Origin of the sequence: Hymenobacter frigidus (assembly GCF_014640435.1) — a bacterium.
Taxonomy (GTDB): Bacteria; Bacteroidota; Bacteroidia; order Cytophagales; family Hymenobacteraceae; genus Hymenobacter; species Hymenobacter frigidus.
This window is the reverse complement of record NZ_BMGY01000001.1, coordinates 58,163-77,890: the sequence shown is the minus strand read 5'-3', so window position 1 is coordinate 77,890 and position 19,728 is coordinate 58,163. Positions and strand designations below refer to the sequence as shown.

At 63.4% G+C, this 19,728-nt stretch carries 14 protein-coding genes; 8 read left to right on the top strand and 6 right to left on the bottom strand.

Annotated elements, in window-relative coordinates; translation table 11 throughout:
* Positions 1-57: 57 nt before the first annotated feature.
* On the bottom strand, positions 58-1,812 hold the full coding sequence (gene ggt, locus IEW17_RS00305; RefSeq protein ID WP_188560013.1) for a gamma-glutamyltransferase: 1,755 nt from the start codon (positions 1,810-1,812) through the stop codon (positions 58-60).
* 158 nt (positions 1,813-1,970) lie between these two features.
* Between ggt and IEW17_RS00300 the strand changes: the two genes are divergently transcribed.
* From IEW17_RS00300 to IEW17_RS00280, 4 genes are all read left to right on the top strand, one after another.
* Entirely contained in the window at positions 1,971-4,022 is a 2,052-nt protein-coding gene (locus tag IEW17_RS00300; protein WP_188560012.1) for an alpha amylase C-terminal domain-containing protein, read from the top strand.
* A gap of 291 nt (positions 4,023-4,313) precedes the next feature.
* Positions 4,314-5,756, top strand: a complete 1,443-nt coding sequence (locus IEW17_RS00295) for a sensor histidine kinase (protein WP_188560011.1) — start codon at positions 4,314-4,316, stop codon at positions 5,754-5,756.
* A gap of 534 nt (positions 5,757-6,290) precedes the next feature.
* Complete coding sequence (locus tag IEW17_RS00285) at positions 6,291-6,905, top strand: Crp/Fnr family transcriptional regulator (protein WP_188560009.1); 615 nt, start codon at positions 6,291-6,293, stop codon at positions 6,903-6,905.
* A 70-nt stretch (positions 6,906-6,975) separates the two neighbouring features.
* The gene (locus IEW17_RS00280; RefSeq protein ID WP_188560008.1) at positions 6,976-7,812 is read left to right on the top strand and encodes an acyl-CoA thioester hydrolase/BAAT C-terminal domain-containing protein; all 837 of its coding nucleotides are present in this window, start codon (positions 6,976-6,978) and stop codon (positions 7,810-7,812) included.
* A gap of 140 nt (positions 7,813-7,952) precedes the next feature.
* Here the strand turns inward: IEW17_RS00280 and IEW17_RS00275 are convergent, their stop codons facing one another.
* From IEW17_RS00275 to IEW17_RS00265, 3 genes are all read right to left on the bottom strand, one after another.
* Complete coding sequence (locus tag IEW17_RS00275; protein WP_188560007.1) at positions 7,953-9,842, bottom strand: alpha-amylase family glycosyl hydrolase; 1,890 nt, start codon at positions 9,840-9,842, stop codon at positions 7,953-7,955.
* A gap of 197 nt (positions 9,843-10,039) precedes the next feature.
* The gene (locus IEW17_RS00270; protein WP_188560006.1) at positions 10,040-10,543 is read right to left on the bottom strand and encodes a YdeI/OmpD-associated family protein; all 504 of its coding nucleotides are present in this window, start codon (positions 10,541-10,543) and stop codon (positions 10,040-10,042) included.
* A 44-nt stretch (positions 10,544-10,587) separates the two neighbouring features.
* Positions 10,588-11,859 carry a glycosyltransferase family 4 protein gene (locus IEW17_RS00265; RefSeq protein WP_188560005.1) on the bottom strand — a complete coding sequence of 424 codons (1,272 nt, stop codon included), beginning with the start codon at positions 11,857-11,859 and terminating at the stop codon, positions 10,588-10,590.
* A gap of 225 nt (positions 11,860-12,084) precedes the next feature.
* Between IEW17_RS00265 and IEW17_RS00260 the strand changes: the two genes are divergently transcribed.
* From IEW17_RS00260 to IEW17_RS00250, 3 genes are all read left to right on the top strand, one after another.
* The gene (locus IEW17_RS00260; RefSeq protein ID WP_229748684.1) at positions 12,085-14,568 is read left to right on the top strand and encodes a glycoside hydrolase family 31 protein; all 2,484 of its coding nucleotides are present in this window, start codon (positions 12,085-12,087) and stop codon (positions 14,566-14,568) included.
* Between the two features lie 372 nt (positions 14,569-14,940).
* Positions 14,941-15,486, top strand: coding sequence for a hypothetical protein (locus tag IEW17_RS00255; protein WP_188560004.1), 546 nt, complete (start codon positions 14,941-14,943; stop codon positions 15,484-15,486).
* A 328-nt stretch (positions 15,487-15,814) separates the two neighbouring features.
* Positions 15,815-16,930 (top strand): mandelate racemase/muconate lactonizing enzyme family protein, encoded by a 1,116-nt coding sequence (locus IEW17_RS00250; protein ID WP_188560003.1) that lies wholly within the window; start codon positions 15,815-15,817, stop codon positions 16,928-16,930.
* 33 nt (positions 16,931-16,963) lie between these two features.
* Here the strand turns inward: IEW17_RS00250 and IEW17_RS00245 are convergent, their stop codons facing one another.
* Positions 16,964-17,893, bottom strand: a complete 930-nt coding sequence (locus IEW17_RS00245) for a T9SS type A sorting domain-containing protein (protein WP_188560002.1) — start codon at positions 17,891-17,893, stop codon at positions 16,964-16,966.
* Between the two features lie 137 nt (positions 17,894-18,030).
* Here IEW17_RS00245 and IEW17_RS00240 point away from each other — a divergent pair, with 137 nt between their 5' ends.
* Positions 18,031-19,287 (top strand): serine hydrolase, encoded by a 1,257-nt coding sequence (locus tag IEW17_RS00240; RefSeq protein ID WP_188560001.1) that lies wholly within the window; start codon positions 18,031-18,033, stop codon positions 19,285-19,287.
* 18 nt (positions 19,288-19,305) lie between these two features.
* On the opposite strand, the gene IEW17_RS00235 is transcribed toward IEW17_RS00240, so the two are convergent.
* Positions 19,306-19,722 carry a thiol-disulfide oxidoreductase DCC family protein gene (locus IEW17_RS00235; protein WP_188560000.1) on the bottom strand — a complete coding sequence of 139 codons (417 nt, stop codon included), beginning with the start codon at positions 19,720-19,722 and terminating at the stop codon, positions 19,306-19,308.
* Positions 19,723-19,728 lie beyond the last annotated feature (6 nt).

Here is a 19,728-nt window from a genome sequence, read left to right as displayed (position 1 = left end):
GCGAGATGCCTCGGCTGCGCTCGGCATGACGTTCCGTTTTTAACCACTAACCACTAATCAATATCCCAGCGCCGTATCGTCGCCGCGCGGGTCGGCACCGCCTTCCAGCGTGCCTTCGGGACGAATGTGGATGATGTCGAGCCGGCCCCAGGGCTGGCGCGGGTTGAGGCGGTAGCCGCGGGCGCGCAACGAGTCCTGCGCGGCGGGCAGCAGGGCCCCGGCTTCCACATCGAGCAGGTCGGGCAGCCACTGGTGGTGCAGGCGTGGGGCGGCCACCACCTGCTGAGCGTTTAGGCCGTAGTCGACAATGCCGATGATGGACTGCAACACGCTGGTAATGATGGTGCTGCCGCCGGGCGTGCCCGTCACGAGAGCCACTTTGCCGTTGCGGGTGAGGATGGTGGGCGTCATGCTGCTGAGCATGCGCTTGCCGGGCGCAATGGCATTGGCCGAGCCGCCCACCAGGCCGTAGGCGTTTGGTACCCCGGCCTTGGCCGAGAAATCGTCCATTTCATTATTGAGCAGAAAACCGGCTCCGGGCACCACCACTTTGCTGCCGTACGCGCCGTTGAGGGTGGTGGTGCAGCTCACGGCGTTGCCGAGGGCATCGACGATGCTGTAGTGGGTGGTTTCGTTGCTTTCGTAGCCGGGCAGGCCCTTGCCGGCGGCCACGTCGGCGCTGGCCGTGGCCCGGCCCTTGGTGCGCATGGTGCCCGCCCGCTGGCGGTTGTAGTCCAGGTCGAGCAGCTTCTGCACGGGCACGGCGCCAAAATCCGGGTCGCCGAGGTAGGTGGCGCGGTCGGCGTACACGCGGCGCTCAGCCTCGGTGATGTAGTGCACGGCCAGGGGCGTGTGGTAGCCCAGCTGGGCCAGGTCGATGGGCTCCAGCATTTGCAGCATTTGGAGCAGGGCCACGCCGCCGGAGCTGGGCGGGGGCATCGTGATGACTTCGTAGTCGCGGTAGCGGCCGCGCAGGGGCTCGCGCCACTTGGGCTGGTAGCCATCAAGGTCTTTCTGGCTGACGAGGCCGCCGCCGCGCTTCATTTCGGCAAGCAACAGGCGGGCGGTTTCGCCCTGGTAGAAGCCGGCCCGGCCCTGGTCGCGTACGCGGGCCAGGGTGCGGCCCAGCTCGGGCAGGCGTAGGGTATCGCCGGCCTTCCAGTCGCCGCCACCGGGGCGCAGATAGGCCGGGCTGCTGCCGGGGTTATACTTCGTGAAATCGGCGCGGGTCCGGTTCAGGCCGGCCGCTTCCTTTTCGGTGAGGCGGAAGCCTTTGGTGGCCAGCGCCACGGCCGGCTGCAGCAGCGACGGCCACGAGAGCCTGCCCATTTGCTTGTGCAGCGTAGCCATGCCGGCCACCGTGCCGGGCGTGCCCACGGCCAGCGGGCCGGCGGTGCTCAAGCCAGGCACCAGGTTGCCCTGCTTGTCGAGGTACATGTCGCGGGTAGCGCCAGCGGGGGCGGTTTCGCGGAAGTCGAGGCTGCCGGCCGAGCCGTTGCGGTCGTGGTAGAGCAGGAAGCCGCCACCGCCCACGTTGCCCGCCACGGGCAGCACCACGGCCAGGGCAAACTGCACGGCCACGGCCGCATCGTAGGCATTACCGCCCCGCTGCAGGACCAAGGTGCCAACTTTCGAGGCTTCGGGGTGGGCCGAAACCACCATGGCGTAGTTGGCCAGGCGCGGCGCGGCCGCTTTGGGCACCGGTGAAGCCAGCGAATCCTCGAAAGCCCGGGAAGCGGACGTGACCGGGCGCTCCGACGAGCAAGCCAATAGCAACGCGAGCGGAATGGCTAAGTAGCGGGTCTCCATCATTGGGCAAAATAACGCCAAGTTTGCGGCTGGGCAATACGTAGCGGGAATTGCGAAATAATTAAAGAACGATAAAGAAAGAACAATCATGCTGAGCGCAGTCGAAGCATGATTGTTCTTTCACATACAGCGTTACTTTTGGTCCAAACCCTTTCCGCATCATGGCTAAGTCGAAACTCACTGTTCCCGCTGCCCCCAAGGCACCGCGCCGCGCGCCGCTGGCCCTCGTCAAAAACGACCCCTGGCTGGCACCCTTCGAGCCGGTGCTGCGCCGGCGCCAGGCGCGGCTGGCGGCCCGGTTGGCCGAAATCGAGCAGTACCACGGTTCGCTGCTGAACTACGCCACCGCCCACCAGCAGCTGGGGTTGAACTACAATGTCGGCCGGGGCGGCTGGGTGTGCCGCGAGTGGGCTCCCGCCGCCGAGGCGCTGTCTCTGGTGGGTGATTTCAACGGCTGGGACCGGCAGGCCAACCCGTTGCAAAAGCTGGAATTTGGCGTGTGGGAGGTGTTTCTGTTGGATGCGGAGTATGCGAGCCGGCTCAGCCACGGCAGTCGCTACAAGGTGCACGTCGTGACCCCGGCCGGGGGCAAAGACCGCCTGCCCGCCGCCCTGCGCCGCGCCGTGCAGGACGAGGAAACCAAGGACTTCGCGGCCCAGGTGTGGCGGCCTGACACGGAGTTTTCCTGGACCGACCAGCGGTTTCAACCCGCCCTTGCGGCTCAGGAACCGCTCATTTACGAGGCCCACGTGGGCATGGCCACCGAGGAAAGCCGGGTGGGCACCTACCGCGAATTCGCCGAAAATATCCTGCCCCGCATCGAGGCCGGCGGCTACAACGTGGTGCAGCTGATGGCCGTGATGGAGCACCCGTACTACGGCTCGTTCGGCTACCACGTGGCCAATCTGTTTGCGGCCAGCTCGCGCTTCGGCACCCCCGAGGACCTGAAGTTTCTCATCAACGAAGCCCACCGGCGCGGCATCGCGGTGCTGCTCGACATCGTGCATTCGCACGCCGTGAAAAATGAAGCCGAGGGCCTGGCCGATTTCGACGGTTCCGGCAACCTCTATTTTCACAAGGGTAAGCGCGGCAACCATCCCGGTTGGGACAGCAAGCTCTTCGACTACGGCCGGCCCGAGGTGCAGCAGTTTCTGCTCAGCAACCTGCGCTTCTGGCTCGAAGAATACCATTTCGACGGCTTCCGTTTCGACGGCGTGACCAGCATGCTCTACCAGCACCACGGCGAGGGCGTGGCCTTCGTGGGCTACGACAATTACTTCGGTCAGGACGCTGATGAAGATGCCATTCTTTACCTGCAGCTAGCCACCACGCTGGCCCACGAATTCAAAAAAGGCAGCATCCTGATTGCCGAGGACATGAGCGGCCTGCCCGGCCTGTGCCGGCCCATCAAGGAAGGCGGCGTGGGCTTCGATTTCCGCCTGGCCATGGGCATTCCGGACTACTGGATTAAGCTGCTCAAGCACACGCCCGACGAGAAATGGCCGCTCGGCGACCTCTGGCACACCCTCACCAACCGCCGCGCCGGCGAGAAAACCATTGCCTACGCCGAAAGCCACGACCAGGCCCTGGTGGGCGACAAAACCCTCTCGCACTGGCTCTTCGATGCGGCCATTTATACCCACATGCACGCCGCCGACCCCGACCCCGGCGCGGCGCGGGCGCTGGCCCTGCACAAGCTCATCCGGCTGCTCACGCTGGCGGCGGGCGGCGAGGGCTACCTCACGTTCATCGGCAACGAGTTCGGCCACCCCGAGTGGGTCGATTTCCCCCGCGAAGGCAACGACTGGAGCTATCAGTTTGCCCGCCGCCAGTGGAGCCTGGGCGACAACCCTGACCTGAAATTCAGCCAGCTGGGTAATTTCGACCGGGCGCTGGTGTACCTGGCCCGCGAGCAGCACCTGCTGGCCGCCGCCCCGGCCACTCTACTCAAGCACGACGAGGAAAACCAGGTGCTGATTTTCGAGCGCGCCGGGCTGGTATTCGTGGTCAATTTCCACGTCGAAAAAAGCCTGGCCGACTACTGCTTCTGGGTGACCGAGGAGGGCCGCTACCGCGTGGTGCTCTCATCCGACAACGGCCGCTTTGGCGGCTTCAACCGGCCCGATGAAGCGTTTGAGTACGAGACGTATGAGCACCAACTCAGCCTCTACGTGCCGAGCCGGGTGGCGCTGGTGCTGGCGCGGGCTCAGTAATAGGTGACGTTCGCGGTGAAGGAAGCCCGTTGCCGCCCACGACCCGCTCGGGCCGTGCACCAACCCCGTACCGGTACAGGTATCGCTTTTCGCCGTAGCTTGCCTGTCTAAAGCTCAACTTCTCTTTTAATTAATTTCACCCCCGCGCAGGGCTTGCGGTGTGGCTTCGGTCCTGATGCGCTATTGCTACTTGCTGGCCCTGCTGCAGCTGGTCCTGGGGCACGGCGGGCGCTGGGTGCCGCTGGCCAGGCTGCTAGCCTGCTTCGTCGCCTTCACCATTGCCGGGTAAACATGTTCGCCAACATCACCGATTACTTCCTCCCCGCCGCCTTTGCGGGCAGCCTCGACCTGCGGCGGCGGGTACGCATCATCATCAACACCGTGCTGCTGACGAGCTTATTCTCGCTCAACTTCCTGGTGTTGTGCTGGTGGGCCGATTTAAAGCCGGGGATGTACGTGCTGCTGTTCGGCATCATCAGCTTTGGGCTGCTGCTCTTTGGCTACCGCGCCGGGATGTATTCGCACATCGCGCTGGGCTATTGGTTCCTGTTCGTCGGCTACCTCACCGTGGTGGTCAACTCGGCGTACCAAGGTGGCTACTACGCGGCCACTACCTGGTGGCTGGGGCTGTGCGGCGTGACGGGCTCCTTCCTGCTGGGCCGCCGGGCGGGGTTGATTTATTTCGGCCTGGGCCTGGTCACAGCCTTGACTTTTTGGCTACTGGAGCAGCGGCACTACGTATTTCCGAACTTGGTGCCGGTCGACAAGGCCCAGTTCTGGCACATCGACATCTTGGCCGGGCTGATGCTTATTTTGCTGGTGGTGGCGCTGGTGTTCGACAACATCAACACCAATACGTTGCGCGTCATTAGCGTGCAAAACGCCCTGCTCTCGGAGCGCACCGCCCAACTCGAGCAGTCGCTGGCCGACCTGCAGGCCGCCCAGGCCCAACTGGTGCAACAGGAGAAGATGGCGTTTTTGGGCGAGCTCACGGCCGGCATCGCCCACGAGCTGCAGAACCCGCTCACCTTCATGAAGAACTTTGCCGAGGTGAGCACCGGGCTGGTGGACGACATGGGCGGCACCCGCCCCGGCGGCGGCACCCGCGCTGCCGGGCTAGAGGGCGACATCCTGGCCGGGCTAAAGCAGAACCTGCGCGAAATCAGCCAGCACGGGCAGCGGGCAACGGCCATCATCACGGGCATGCTGGAGCACGCGCGCGCCGGCACTGGCCTGCGCATCCTCACCCCGCTCAACGGGCTAGTTGAAGAAAGCCTGCGCCTGGCCTACCAAGGCCTGCGGGCCAAAGACCGCGACTTCAGCGCCCATCTGACCACCGCGCTGGACCCGGCCCTGCCCCTGGTGGCGGTGGTGCCGCAGGACCTGGGCCGGGTGCTCATCAACCTGCTCACTAACGCTTTCTACGCCGTGCGCCAGCGCCAGCAGGCGGGCGAGGTCAGCTACCGCCCCGAAGTGCGGGTGCACACCAGCGCCGGGCAGGGCGGCGTCGAAATCCGCATCGCCGACAACGGCACGGGCATGAGCGCGGCCGTGCAGGCGAAAATATTCCAGCCCTTCTTCACCACCAAGCCCCTGGGTGAGGGCACGGGCCTGGGCCTCTCGCTCGCGCACGACATCATCGCCCAAGGCCATGGCGGCACCCTCTACGTGGAAAGCCAGGAAGGCCAGGGCACGACCTTTCGCGTGGGCCTGCCCCTAAACGGACCGGTTTAACGTCCGCTACGCTAAAGGCTCGTTTTTCGCTAACCAGTGCCTACCGATGCATACAAGCTTTTCGAACAGGGCTACATTATCTGCATTGAGTTCAATAAACTGGTTTGTGTTTCAGCGTTCACGAAACTCGCACCGGGGACGAGTCTCGTGAACGCTGAAAGGTGAATTCCAATCGTCACATAGAGCAACTTATGTTGCAGCGTAGTGCGAACGCCACACAGCTACTTCAGCAGCTCCAGCACCACGCTGGCGCGAGTTTAGCGCAGCGTAACTCGTGACCAGCTTTGCAGGGGAGGTCGCACCTCCACTGCCGCACCGGCGGCACGGCAGGATTGCGCCGCTAGTTTTGGCCGACTACATCGTTCTACTGCGAGGCACAGCCTCGCCCGAATTTACAGTCACGAGTTACGCTGCGCTAAACTCGCGCCAGTTTAGGGTGTATGAGCATCAGCTCAGCCTCTACGTGCCAAGCCGGGTGGCGCTGGTGCTGGCGCGGGCTCAGTAGCGCGGGCCGTGCTTACTTCACGGGCCCCGATGCCCCTCCACCTGTCGCTGCCGATGATGAAAGAGCCGGAATTTTTTGAATCCAGGGAAAACCTGTTCAGCCACTTCAGCCAGTACATCCGCCTGAGTCCGGCCCTGCAGGCAGATTTAGCGGATAAAATCGCCATCGTCCACTTCCGGAAGGGCGACACCGTGCACGACACGAGCCGCGTATGCCGGGAAAGCTATTTCATTCGGCAGGGGCTGTTGCGCACTTATTACCTGAAAGACGGCAAGGAAATCAGTGAGTACTTCAGCGCGGAGGCAGAATGGGTGAACTCCCCGCGTAGCTTCATGCAGCAGCAGCTTGACATCTACTCGATTGATGCCTTGGAAAATACCGAGGCCTACCGGCTGAAAGTGGCCGACCTGGGGTATCTGTTCGACCACTACCCGGAAATGGAGCGCTACGCCCGCCTCTCGATGGGCAGCCTGTTCGGGCACTTAATCGAGCGCATCACCTCTCTGCGCTTCACCTCGGCCACCGAGAAGTACGCGCACTTCTGCCAGGCATATGCCGGCCTGCACCACCGCATTCCGCTGGGCATGGTCGCGTCGTACCTGGGCATCGCCCAGGAAACGCTGAGCCGCATCCGGGCCCGATGATGATTATTTGACCTGGGTCAAATGGCGGGGCTGCTGGCTTTCTCACTTTTGCAGAAAACAAATCAGCCCCATGAAATTCATCGGATTCCTCCTGCTGGGCCTGTGCCTGGCCATCTCCTCGCCCGCGCAGCTCCTGCTCAATACCCCCCACGCGGAAAGCAAGCTTTACCTGGGTAGCGGCCGCAAACAGCCCCTGGTGGTGGGCCTGGGCGGCTCGGAAGGCGGCAACGCCTGGACCAGCGACCGCTGGGCCGCCACCCGGAACCAGTTTCTGGCCAAGGGCTACGCCTTTCTGGCAATCGGGTATTTCGGGGCTCCCGGCACCCCCGATACGCTCAATAAAATTGCGGTCGAGGCCGTGTACAACGCCATCAGGGCCGCGGCCAAAAACCCGGCCGTCGCCGCCGACCGGGTTGCCATTATCGGCGGCTCCCGGGGCGGCGACCTGGCGCTGCTGCTGGGCAGCTACTACCCCGATATTGACTGCGTAGTGGCTCTGGTGCCGAGCCACGCGGTGTTTCCGGGGCATACCGCGCACTTCAGCACGTCGCTGTGGACGTACCAGGGCCGGGAGCTGCCCTTCGTGCCGGTAAACGAAGCAGCAGTGCCCTTCCTGATGAAGCACGATTTGCGGGGGGCCTTCACGGCCATGCTGCAGGATACCGTGGCCGCGCAAAGCGCGGCCATTCGGGTAGAGCGAATAAAAGCCCCCATTTTGCTGCTGTCAGCCACCACCGACGAAATTGCCCCCACCACGCCGATGTGTATCAACATGATGGCCCGCCTGAAGCGCCACCATTTTTCTTATGCCTACGAGCACCACGCCATTGCCGGCGGCCACGCCGAACCCCTGAAGCATTTCGACCTCGTGTTTGCCTTTCTAAAAAAGAACTTTCCACCGAACTAGAAAAATGCGGAAAGGCCCGCAGCCCGCGCACTGTTGTGGGCAGTTGGCCAAAGGCCAATAAACGTGCCCCGCGCATGCCAGACCATGTGGTCAGTCGGCAAAACAGCTTCTCAGACTACGGCCAACGTGCGGCCAAACAGCTACTTTAGCAGCTCCAGCACCACGGCGGTTTTGGCGGGCAGTTGCAGCGTGGAAATGCTGCTCAGGGTTTCGCCGGTCAGCACGTTGCGGGCTTTGCTGAAGCCAGTCGTGCGCTCCGAGAAGCGGGCCGTGGGCAGCGTGGCGGGCTTGTCGGAAGTATTTGAGGCCACCAGCACGGTGCCGGTGGCATCGTAGCGGAAGTACACATAGAGGCCGTTTTCGGGCAGGTACTGCATCAGCTTGCCGGTGTGTAGCACTTTGTGGTCGCGGCGGTAGGTGGCCAGCTTTTTCACGAAGTCGAAGGCTTCGTTTTCGCGGGCCGTGCGGCCGGCGGCGGTGAACTTGTTTTCCTTGTCGCCGGGCCAGCCGCCGGGAAAATCACGCCGCACCTCAGCATCGGTGGGGTCTTTGAAGTTCTTCATCAGGATTTCGGTGCCGTAGTACAGGCTCGGGATACCGCGGGTGGTGAGCAGCCAGGTCAAGCCCATTTTGTACTTGTCGAGGTCGTCGCCTATTTCGGAGAGGAAGCGGTTATGGTCGAAATTGTCGAGGAAGGTGACGAGCTTGGTGGGGTCCTCATATACCACGTCCTGGGCCAGCGTCTGGTAGAAGCGCTGGGGGCCGCCGTCCCAGCCGGTGGCGGCGGGCGTGCCCACTTCTTTCAGGCCGGCCAGCATGGCCCCTTCCAGGACAAAGTCGAGCCCGCCGGGCTGGTTAGATTTGAAGGGGAAGTCGATTTTGCTGCGCGTGTAGTAGGCCTGGTCCACCACGTTGGTCACGGCCGACTCGCCATAAATGTGCAGGCGCGGGTACTCGGCCAGCAGCGCCGCGTTGCAGCGATTCATAAACGGCTGGTCGTTGTAGAGGTAGGTGTCGATGCGGTAGGCATCGATGCCAAAATTCTCCACGTTCCAGAGGGCATTTTCAATCAGGTAGTTGGCCACGTAGGGGTTCTGCTGGTTGAGGTCGGGCAGGAAGGGCACGAACCAGCCGTCGAGCGTGACTTTGCGGTCGCTCTGCGCCGCGTGTGGGTCCGTCACGGGCGTGTAGCGGTAAGTGGTGTTGGTGTAGGTGGGCCACTGGTGCAGCCAGCTTTTCATGGGCAGGTCCTGTAATATCCAGTGGGTGTTGCCCACGTGGTTGTACACGGCGTCCTGCACCACTTTGATGCCGGCGGCGTGGGCCTGCTGCACGAAGCTTTTGTAGGCCGTGTTGCCGCCGAAGCGCTTGTCGATTTTATATTGGTCGGTGAAGCCGAAGCCGTGGTAAGAGGCGCGCATGGTGCCGCCTTCGTTGGTGAGGGGTTGGTCGTTTTCCGTCACCGGCGTCAGCCACACGGCCGTCACGCCTAGCTCTTTAAGGTAGGGGAGGTGCTGGGCCACCCCGGCCAAATCGCCACCGTGGCGGAAAAAAGGGTTGGCGCGGTCCATGTTTGGGTCGCGCATGTCGGTAAACTTGTCGTTGGTCGGGTCGCCGTTGGCGAAACGGTCGAGCATGGCCACGTAGATGAAGTCGGCCGCCGTCACGCCCTGGGCTTTGGGGGCGTTGTCGCGGGCTTTGATTTCCCAGCTTTGGGTCACGGTCTGGCTACCTTTTTTGCCCACCAGCTGCACCCGGCCGGGCTTGGCAGTGGGAGAGATGGTCAGGTCCAGAAAGGCGTAGTTTGGGTTTTCAACCGTGCTGCTTTTCACCAGCTTCACGCCGGGGTAATTCACGGTGTAGGCCAGCGTGCCCGCGCCGGGGCCGTGCACCAGCAGCTGCACGTTCGGGTTTTTCATGCCTACCCACCAGTTGGTGGGGTTCACGCGGTCGATGGTAACGGCCTGGGCTGTTGCCAGCATTGGCAGCAGGAAAGGCAGCAGGAGCAGCAGGGAATAATTCTTTTTCATAATGAAAGCAAGCGGGCAGTTAAGCAATGTAGTTTTCAATATATGGTAGGGCAGAGTTCGTTTGGTACAAACAGGTCGTCATGCTGAGCTTGTCGAAGCATCTCTACCTCAAGAGTAATCCAATTGATTCAACGAAGCAGTAGAGATGCTTCGACAAGCTCAGCATGACAAACAACTGGTTCGCCAAGGGTAATGGGTTACCCCCGCTTGCGGCCCTGGCCCAGCATTTCCACTATTTCGTCGAGGCGGCGGGTGCGGGTTTCGGGCTTTTTGGCGCCTTCCAGCCAGCGCACGTACTCGCGCTGGTGGGTGTAGGCCAGCTTGGCGAAGTAGGCGGCGGCTTGGGGCTCGGTGGCGAGGCGCTCGGCCAGGTCGGCGGGAACCTCCATTTTGCGTTCGGCCACTTCGCGGGAGAGGGTTACGTGCACGGTGTCGCCCACCGTTTTGTCGATGGCGCGGCGAATCTGCTTGAGGATGGGCAGGGCGTGGTGGCCATCGCCGAGTGGCGTAACGCTGCCTTGGTAGGGGTAGCCGTCGAGAGTAGCCTGCACGGGCACCTGGCCGCGCTTGCCGTACACTTCGGGCACCGAAAAGGGCAGCACCACAAATACGCTGCCGTCGCCATCACCGGCTTCGATAACGGCTTCAAATTCGTGTTCGGGCGGCGTGGTGCCGGGCTGGGGCTGGGGTGAAATAGTCATGTGGGGGCAAAGTAAGCCATTGCGCCGCCAGCTACCGCCATTGCTCAGGCCGCTGCCACTTCGCGCAGCACTTGGCGGATGCCAGGTTCGTTGGCGGCCGCTACCACGCGCACTTCGCCGATGGTACTGCCGTAGAGAGCCCGCAAGCGGCGGCACACGGCTTCATCCGGCACCAGAATAAGCCGCGCCCGGCGCATGGTCATGCGTTCTATTTCCAGCTGCCAGCCGCGCTCGGCGGGGTTGGGCAGGTCGGTGGCCAGGCCGGCGGCATACAGCACCAGCGGCAGGCCCGAGCTATTCCGGATTTCAAGCGCGGCCAGCCACGCCGGCCAGTTGGGCGCGTAAATCACGCCGAAATCAGCCAGGCCGCGTACCAGCTGCGCGGCCTGGCGGGCGTACTGAATCATGCGAAAATTCAGGCCCTCCAGCACAGGCACCAGCACGACCGGCGCGACCTCCGCTGTTGGCGCGGGAGCTGGTTCTGGAGCTACTGCTGAAACAGCTGCCTCTGCCTCTGCGGCCGGCCCCGGCTCATCGGGTACGAGGTCGTCCTCCGGAGCCAAAAGGTCGAGGGCTTCGGCGGAGCCTACTTCTTCCGTGGGCTCATCGAAGACGGCGGGGCGGTGCACGGGGGGCAGCTCCGGGTCGGGGTCGAAATTCAGGTCGCCGGCCTGAGGGTGAGACCGGGGAGTTAGCGTCCGTCCGGTTGAGGTAGCGGCAGTTGGCATTAAAGCCGAGGGCCGGGGCGGGGCGGGCGGTGGGGGCGGAAAATTCCGGCCCGTTTCAGCCCCTAAATACGGAGCGGCCGGCACCTGCCAGCCGCCGCGACTGGAAAGCGGCGCATTTTCGCCGGTGGGCCATTGGCTACGGGAGAAATCGGGGGCCTTAATTTCGGGTAAGTTCACCGGCCCGGATGGTGAAGCCGGGCGCGTGGCCGCGAGATTTGCCAGGCCAATGATGCGCGAGGGCTGCGCCGAAGTCATTGTTTTGGTGGTAGCATTGCCCGGCAGCAGCAGCACGCCCGGCAATTCCACCGCTGCATCAAAAGCACCTGTCGCTGCTTCAGAAGCTTTAGTTTTTAGTGCCGTTGCATCCGTTTTCGGTTCGGTGAGTGAGTTCGATTCTGGCGCTGGCGTGGCCTCGGCCGGCGCGGCATCAGCCGGCAGGTACGGGTACACGGCCACCACGGGCTGCTGCGCGGCCAGCTGGTACACCAGCGGCAGGGTAGGCGGCAGGGCCGCGCCGCCGAGTACGGCCACGCTGGGGTCGGCATCGTCCCAGGCCAGCAGCAAGACGGAGAATTCGGGCAGGGTCATGGGTACAGAACGGGAGACGCGGAATCGGGCCAATGGCCGCCCGGGCGGGGGCGTCGCGACCTATCAATCCCCAATGCTACGTCAGCCGGCCCACATCTGGGCGAAAAACCTTTCCGGCCGGACCGGAAAAAAGTAACTTGCATACCTATTCTGTTCGCAACCGGCCTGTGCGGTCTTTTTTGCCCGGTTTGCGGTTCGTTTTTGCCTTTTGCTTAGAACTACTTTATGGATACCACGATTCAGGAGAATAACTACATGGTGAACGACCTGGCGGCCCAAAGCCATCAGGAACATTATCCCGGTGCGGTTATCCGCGTCGACCAGCTCGATGATAACCGCTTTCTATTCAACTGCCAGAACGGCGTGCGCCTGCTGCTGCACGTGCTCAGCGACAAAATCCTGCGCTTTCGCTACCTCACCGACGGCCCGCTCTCGCCCGATTTCTCCTACGCCGTGCCCTCTGAGGCCGTGTCGCGCCTCACTGCGGGTCAAGTGGAATTTCGCGAGAAGCCCGACCACTACCGCCTCACCACGGCTCGTCTCATCTGCATCATTCAGAAGGACAGCCTGAAGGCCCGCGTGCTCGACCGCTCCGGTACCATCCTCAGCGACGACGAGAAGGGTTTTCATTGGGAATATGACTACGACACCGGCAACGACATCGTGAAGATGAGCAAGCAGGTGCCCGCCGGCGTGCACTACTACGGCCTCGGCGACAAGCCCGACAACATGAACCTGCGCGGCAAGCGCTTCACCAACTGGGGCTCCGATACCTACGGCTACGTGAAGGGCTCCGACCCGCTCTACAAGAACATCCCGTTCTACCACGTGCTGCACCAGAAAATTGCCCACGGCATTTTCTTCGATAATACCTTCAAGGCCAGCTTCGACTTCGCGGCCGAGCGCGCCGACGTCACCAGCTTCTGGGCCCAGGGCGGCGAGCTGAACTACTACTTCATCTACGGCCCCACGCTGATGGAGGTGACCGAGGAATACACCCTGCTCACCTGCCCGCCCGAGCTGCCGCCGCTCTGGACGCTGGGCTACCACCAGTGCAAGTGGAGCTACTTCCCGGAAGCCAACGTGAAGGAAATCGCGGCCGGCCTGCGCGACCGTAAGATTCCCTGCGATGCCCTGTACCTCGACATCGACTACATGGAGGGCTACCGCTGCTTCACCTGGAGCAAAACGCACTTCCCCGACCCCAAGCGCATGGTGCGGGAGCTGGCCGAGGACGGCTTCAAAACCATCGTCATTATCGACCCCGGCATCAAGATTGACCCCGACTACCCGGTGTATCAGGAGGGCATTGCCAACGACTACTTCTGCCGCCGCGCCGATGGCCCGCTGATGAAGGGCTCCGTCTGGCCCGGCCTCTGCAACTTCCCCGATTTCACCGCGCCCAAGGTGCGCGAGTGGTGGGCCGGCCTGTTCCAGGAATTGGTGCAGGACATTGGTGTGCGCGGGGTTTGGAACGACATGAACGAGCCGGCGGTGTTCGAAAAAGGCACCTTCCCGTCCGATGTGCGCTTCGACTACGACGGCCACTCGGCCTCGCACCAGAAGGCCCACAACATCTACGGTATGCAGATGGCCCGCGCCACGGCCGCCGGCATGAAGCGCTTCAGCTTCCCCAACCGGCCCTTCACCATCACGCGCAGCACCTACAGCGGCGGCCAGCGCTACTCCTCCGGCTGGACCGGCGACAACATCGCCTCCTGGGACCACCTCTGGCTGGCCAACATTCAGTGCCAGCGCCTGAGCATTTCGGGCTTCAGCTTCATCGGCTCCGACATCGGCGGCTTCGTGGACACGCCCACCGGCGAGCTTTATGCCCGCTGGATTGCGCTGGGGGCCTTCCACCCGTTCTTCCGCACCCACTCATCCGGCGACCACGGCGACCAGGAGCCCTGGAGCTTCGGCGACACCGTGACCGACTTGGCCCGGCACTTCATCGAGCTGCGCTACCGCCTGCTGCCCTACATGTACACCGCTTTCTGGCAATACACCACGGCCGGCACGCCCATGCTGCGCCCGCTCACCTTCCTCGACCAGAACGACACCGAAACCTACCTGCGCATGGCCGAATTCGGCCTCGGCGACCACTTGCTGGTCTGCCCCATCACTCAGCCCGGCGCCGAAGGCCGCTGGATGTACCTGCCCCGCGGCGATTGGTTCTACTATTGGACCGATGCGCCCACCGCGGGCGGGGCCGAAGTCTGGGCTGCCGCCGACCTCACCCGCATTCCTTTGTTTGTGAAGGCCGGGGCCGTGCTCCCCATGCAGCCCGTGCTGCAGTACGTGGGCGAAAAATCCATTGAGGAGCTCACCCTGCACGTGTACTACAAAAACGGCACCGCCGAAAGCGTGCACTACGACGACGGCGGCGACGGCTACGCCTACGAGGACGGCCACAAAACCCTGCGCCGCTTCACCGTCACCGGCTCCACTTCTGATTTGGTGCTCACCCAAACCATCGAAGGCGATTACCAGCCCAGCTACGCCACCTACCGCGTGGTGCTGCACGGCGTGGCCGGCCCCATCACCGTCACCACCGACGGCCAAGCCGCCACCGTGACCGAGGCCACCCTGGAAACCGGCCTGAAGCTGCCCAGCCTCGTGGTGCCCGTCGGCTTCGGCGAGGTGCGGGTGAGCGTGGTGCAATCGGTGGGGGAGAAGGGGGAGGTGCCCGCTACTCCGGCCGCTTAGGTTTCTTAAAATTTCAAACCCCACGACTGGCGCGAGTTTAGCGCAGCGTAACTCGTGACCAGCCATGCCGGGAGGCTGCGCCTTCCGTGCCGCGCCAGCGGCAGGCCGGCCCCGCGTCGGGTGGCTCGTTCCAGAGGAGGCGCAGCCTCCCCCGCATTATCGGCACGAGTTACGCTGCGCTAAACTCACGCCAGGTACCGGGTTTAATACAAATAAAACCCACCGTTTTCTTGAACTTGAGCCAGTAGGGTCCTGCCAGCTGCATCGGGGTGTTTCTTTGAGGGAGAAACGCTTCCGCTTTCCCCCTGTTCCCGTGGCCCCCACGCACTCCGAGCCAGCCTTTCCACTCTTTAAAAATCAGCCCTCCCCTCGATGAAAAGAATTGTTTTGGCGGCCCTGGGGCTGCTTTCCGGCTGCAAAGCCTTTGACAAAGTCGCCTGTTACGAAACACGGCTCACTCGGGCCCGCACGAGCACCCTCTATCGCGAAACGCAAGCCAGCGCTGCGGCGGGCATCCCCCGCCTCGTAGCGATGAAGAATTATCATCCGGACCATGGGAATGCGTTTGTGGATTCTTCGATTGTGTCCGCTTTTACCATCGAGGAGGCCATGTTTTTTAGTCCCGACAGCAGCAAATGCGTGGTGCCGGTTTTACTGCAGACAACCGGCCAGGAAGACTTTGACCAAATCCTGTATCTGCAAGGAACCCGAAAAGAAACAGGGTGGGCCTTTGCCACGAATAGAAAGCCCCGCGTAGCGAAAGTGCGCTCGTTGGTCAAGAAAAAAATGGTCGAGGGCCAATGGGTCAACCACTCTTTCGCAGACCTTTCTCAACTAGCTCGACGAAAAGTGCTTGATTTTGGAATTATAAAGCGGCGTGGATGTGTCATCGACCCTGAATTTTGGTTTGAAGAATAAAAGCACGTTGAACTGAACGCTCCTTTTCCTGAACATAAGGAATCGGCCCGACAGCTGGTGGCCAGTAAGGTGTTGCAGTGGCCGGAGGAGTTTAAGAAACTGGGCCACCACTGGCGCGAGTTTAGCTCAGCGTAACTCGTGACCAGCCATGCCGGGAGGCTGCGCCTCCCGTGCCGCGCCAGCGACAGGCCGGCCCTGCGTCGGGTGGCTCGTTCCAAGGGAGGCGCAGCCTCCCCCGCATTATCGGCATGAGTTACGCTGCGCTAAACGCGCGCTAGTTACGGTACGAGCTGGACTCAGTATCTCGTGGCACCCGTACATTTAGCGCATGTCCGGCACCACCATCCAATCCATTGGCATCTACAAGCTGCTTGTGCCGCTGCATGAGCCGTTTGTTATTTCCCTGGGCCCCATCTGCCACGTGCAGAACGTGGTGGTGCGCCTGCGCACCGCCGACGGCTGCACCGGCTTTGGCGAATGCAGCCCGTTTCTCACCATCAACGGCGAAAGCATCGACACCTGCTTTGCGGTGGCTCAGTACTTCGCCCCAGCCCTCAAAGGCCGCGACGCCCTGGACCTGCCCGGCTGCCTGGCCGAGCTGGACCGCATCATCTACGGCAACACCAGCATCAAAAGTGCCTTCGATATTGCCCTGCATGACATTGCGGCCCAGCAGGCGGGCCTGCCGCTCTACCAGTTTCTGGGCGGCCAAAACGACAAGGTGCTGCATACCGACATGACCGTGAGCCTCGGCCCGCCCGATAAAATGCGGGCCGATGCCGTGCGCTTTCAGCAGCAGGGCTTTCCGGCCATCAAGGTGAAGCTGGGCGGTGCGCTGGTGGATGACGTGGCCCGCATCCGGGCCATTCGGGAAGGTATCGGGCCCGCGCACCCGTTGCGCATCGACGCCAACCAGGGCTGGCAAACGGCCGACGCGGCCATTGCCGTGCTTCAGGCCCTGGCCGAATTCAACATCGAGCACTGCGAGGAGCCCATTCTCCGCCACCGTTTTATGGAGCTGAGCCGGGTGTCGGCCGCCTCGCCCATTCCCATCATGGCCGACGAAAGCTGCGGCGACGAGCACGACGCCGAGCGGCTCATTGCGCTGCGCGCCTGCCAGCAGTTCAATATCAAGCTGGGTAAGTCCTCGGGCTTCCACCGGGCCCAGAAAATTGCGCGTCTGGGCGAGGCCGCCGGCTTCACCCTGCAAGTCGGCGGCTTCCTGGAATCGCGGCTGGGCATGACGGCCGCCGCCCACCTGGCCCTCACCAACGCCGCCATCCGGCACTGCGACCTCGACACGCCGCTTCTGTTCACCGAAGACCCCGTGGTGGGCGGCATTCAGTACCGGCCCGGCGGTGTTATCGAGGTGCCCACCGCGCCGGGGCTGGGCGCCACCATCGACGAGGCCTGGCTGCGCCGCGCCGAACAAGTGGTGGTGTAGCGGGCCGCGTGGCGGAACCAGCCGTGCGCCTGGCTACCGGGCCAGCTTGCGGGTCACCAGCCCGTCGGTAGTGAATAGTTGCGCCGTATAAATTCCGGCGGGCAGGGCGCTCAGGTCGAGCGCGCGGGCGGCACCGGCCGCAGCAGGGGTACTGGCCGGCTCGCGGCGCACCACGCGGCCGGTGGCGTCGAGCACGGTGAGCGGGGCCGCCAGCAGGGCCGGGGCCAGCCCTTGCAGCAGGTAGTGGCCGTCGGGGCTGGGGTTGGGGGCGGCGCTGAAGGCGGCGTTCAGCACCGCGTTGCGGGTAGCGGTGGCCGTGCCGGTGAAGGCAATGTCGTCGATGCGCAGGATGGTGCCCGCCGTAATGTTGTCGGCTGCGCCCGAGATAAAGCCCATCGAAACGGAATCAGGGGCCAGCGACGACCGGTACCGCAGGGGCACCGTGACCAGGGTGTAGGTTCCCGCCAAAGCCCGGAAGTAGTGTTCGCCCTCGGCCACTACCTCCACATTGCCGTTGACCAGGCGGGTGAGCTCCACTGCCATGTAGGCTGAATCGGCCAGGGCTCGCGGCCCACTGAGCTGATAGTAGAACTGCAGCGCGGCCGGCCGCGCCGTAAAGGGCAAGCCGCCGGGGATGTCGCCGCCGCCTTTGGGGGAATTACCCAAAATCATGGTGCCGGGCAGTGTCACCACTCCCAACAGATTTTGTGTGGCGAGCTGGGCTGCAAAAGGACCGTTGCGCGCCACGGCTGTTTTGGTAACCGTCGGGGGCACGGGTACGGGTACTTGGGCTGCAATCTCCGTGTCGATGGTTTGCCAGTTGACGGGCGTTTCAATATTATTGCGCGTCACCCACGCATCGAGCGTGCTGTTCGGAAAGGTTTGGGCCTGGGCCTGGGTGGCCAGAGCCAGCAGGCCAGTGCCGGCTACGGCGGTCAGCAGAAAGCGGAGCAGTGTTTTCATGGGAAAAGGGAAAAGAGGATAAGGGGAAAGGAGAAAATACAGCAGCAGCAGAACCCGGATTAGCCGAAGCCAAGCAGTTTAGGGAGAGGGCCAACTGCCCCCACAATATCTGATAAAAAACGGAATATATTTGCGGCATGACCCCTTCGCCCATTTCCGCGTGCTGGTTCCGGGCGGTTCTGCTGCTCGGGCTGCTTGGGCTGCTGCTTGGGCCCGGGCCCGTGGCGGCCCAGTTCCTTAGCAACCCGCTGCGCCAGCTCCTGCGCCGCGACACCACCGGCCTGGCCCGCGTGCTGGCCCGGCCCGCGGCCTACCGCCTGCAAATCCTTTACACGCGCATCCGGCGCGACGCGGCGGGGCAGCCGCACTTCCGCAGCTACCGCTACCGGCTACAGCCCCGCAACTACTTCTACCCGGCCAGCACCGTGAAACTGGCCGCCGCCGCCCTGGCCCTGCAAAAGCTGCGGGCGATGAGCGCGCAAACCCCCGGCCTGACCGTGGATTCGCCCATGCTGACCGATTCGGCCTGCGTGGGCCAGACGCGGGCGCGGCGCGACACCAGCAGCGCCAGCGGCCGGCCCACGCTGGTCAACTACGTGCGCAAGGCGTTAATCGTGAGTGATAACGACGCTTTCAACCGCCTCTACGAATTTGTGGGCCCGCGGGAGCTGAACCAGGAGCTGCACCGGCTGGGCCTACGCCAAAGCCGCCTGCTACACCGCCTCTCGGTGGGCGACCAGGAGCCCGGCAGCCGCCACACCAACCCAGTGGCCTTCTTTGCCGATACGGCCACTACGCAGCTGCTGGTGCGGCAGCCCGCTGCCTACTACCCCGGCCCGTGGCCCCGGCTGGGCTTGCGGGGAGAAGCCATCGGCCTGGCCTACCTCAAAGATGACCAGCGGATGCTCGGCCCGCTCGATTTCAGCCAGAAAAATGCCCATTCGCTAACTGACTTGCAGTTGATGCTGCGCCGCGTGCTGTTTCCCGAAGCTACGCCGCCCGCCCAGCGCCTGCGCCTGGCCCCCGCCGACTACGCGCTGCTGCGCGAGGCCCTTTCGCAGCTGCCCCGCGACAGCCCGCACCCGCGCTACGACCCCGCTCATTATCCCGATACCTACGTCAAATTTCTGCTCGGTGGGGGCGGCATTGCCCCGCTGCCGCCCGGCGTGCGGGTGTTCAATAAAATCGGCCAGGCCTACGGCTTTCTAATCGACAACGCCTACGTGCAGGACGAGGCCCACGGCGTGGAATTCCTGCTCAGCGCCGTGCTCTACGTGAACGCCGACGGCGTGCTGAACGACGATAAGTACGAGTACGACCGCATCGGATTCCCGTTTCTGCGCGACCTGGGCCGGCGCGTGTACGAAGCCGAACGCCGCCGGGCGCGCCGGTAGCCGTCCACGGCTGGTTTGCTACAGAAACCGCGCCCGCAGCTCTGGCGTGGGCAGCATGCAGCTTTCCTGCCGCCCAAACCAACGGTAGCGGTTGCGGGCAATGAAGCGGTAGAGCGCGTCGCGCCAGGCGCGGGGCAGCAGCCCGCCCACGCCCGCCAGCGCCCACCCGCCGCCCAGCCCCCGGGCAATGCGCAGCACCGCTGAGGAGTGGGAGTAGAGCTGCCCGCCGCTCAGCAGCAGCACCGAATCAAGCTCCGCCGCGCCAGCGGAGGGCGCAAGTCCGTGTTTAGCCAGCAAGGCCTGCCCGGCTTCACTTTGCAGGGCCGCGAAACGGAAGCGTCCGGCTTGGTCGTGGCGGATGATAAACTGTACGAAGCCGTTGCACAAGTTGCACACGCCGTCGAAAAGGATGATGTCGGGACCAGAATCGGGCATAGAGTT

Coding starts and splice junctions, on each gene's coding strand:
- ggt (WP_188560013.1), bottom strand. CDS start 1,812: ATGATGGAGACCCGCTACTTAGCCATTCCGCTCGCGTTGCTATTGGCT.
- IEW17_RS00300 (WP_188560012.1), top strand. CDS start 1,971: ATGGCTAAGTCGAAACTCACTGTTCCCGCTGCCCCCAAGGCACCGCGC.
- IEW17_RS00295 (WP_188560011.1), top strand. CDS start 4,314: ATGTTCGCCAACATCACCGATTACTTCCTCCCCGCCGCCTTTGCGGGC.
- IEW17_RS00285 (WP_188560009.1), top strand. CDS start 6,291: ATGCCCCTCCACCTGTCGCTGCCGATGATGAAAGAGCCGGAATTTTTT.
- IEW17_RS00280 (WP_188560008.1), top strand. CDS start 6,976: ATGAAATTCATCGGATTCCTCCTGCTGGGCCTGTGCCTGGCCATCTCC.
- IEW17_RS00275 (WP_188560007.1), bottom strand. CDS start 9,842: ATGAAAAAGAATTATTCCCTGCTGCTCCTGCTGCCTTTCCTGCTGCCA.
- IEW17_RS00270 (WP_188560006.1), bottom strand. CDS start 10,543: ATGACTATTTCACCCCAGCCCCAGCCCGGCACCACGCCGCCCGAACAC.
- IEW17_RS00265 (WP_188560005.1), bottom strand. CDS start 11,859: ATGACCCTGCCCGAATTCTCCGTCTTGCTGCTGGCCTGGGACGATGCC.
- IEW17_RS00260 (WP_229748684.1), top strand. CDS start 12,085: ATGGATACCACGATTCAGGAGAATAACTACATGGTGAACGACCTGGCG.
- IEW17_RS00255 (WP_188560004.1), top strand. CDS start 14,941: ATGAAAAGAATTGTTTTGGCGGCCCTGGGGCTGCTTTCCGGCTGCAAA.
- IEW17_RS00250 (WP_188560003.1), top strand. CDS start 15,815: ATGTCCGGCACCACCATCCAATCCATTGGCATCTACAAGCTGCTTGTG.
- IEW17_RS00245 (WP_188560002.1), bottom strand. CDS start 17,893: ATGAAAACACTGCTCCGCTTTCTGCTGACCGCCGTAGCCGGCACTGGC.
- IEW17_RS00240 (WP_188560001.1), top strand. CDS start 18,031: ATGACCCCTTCGCCCATTTCCGCGTGCTGGTTCCGGGCGGTTCTGCTG.
- IEW17_RS00235 (WP_188560000.1), bottom strand. CDS start 19,722: ATGCCCGATTCTGGTCCCGACATCATCCTTTTCGACGGCGTGTGCAAC.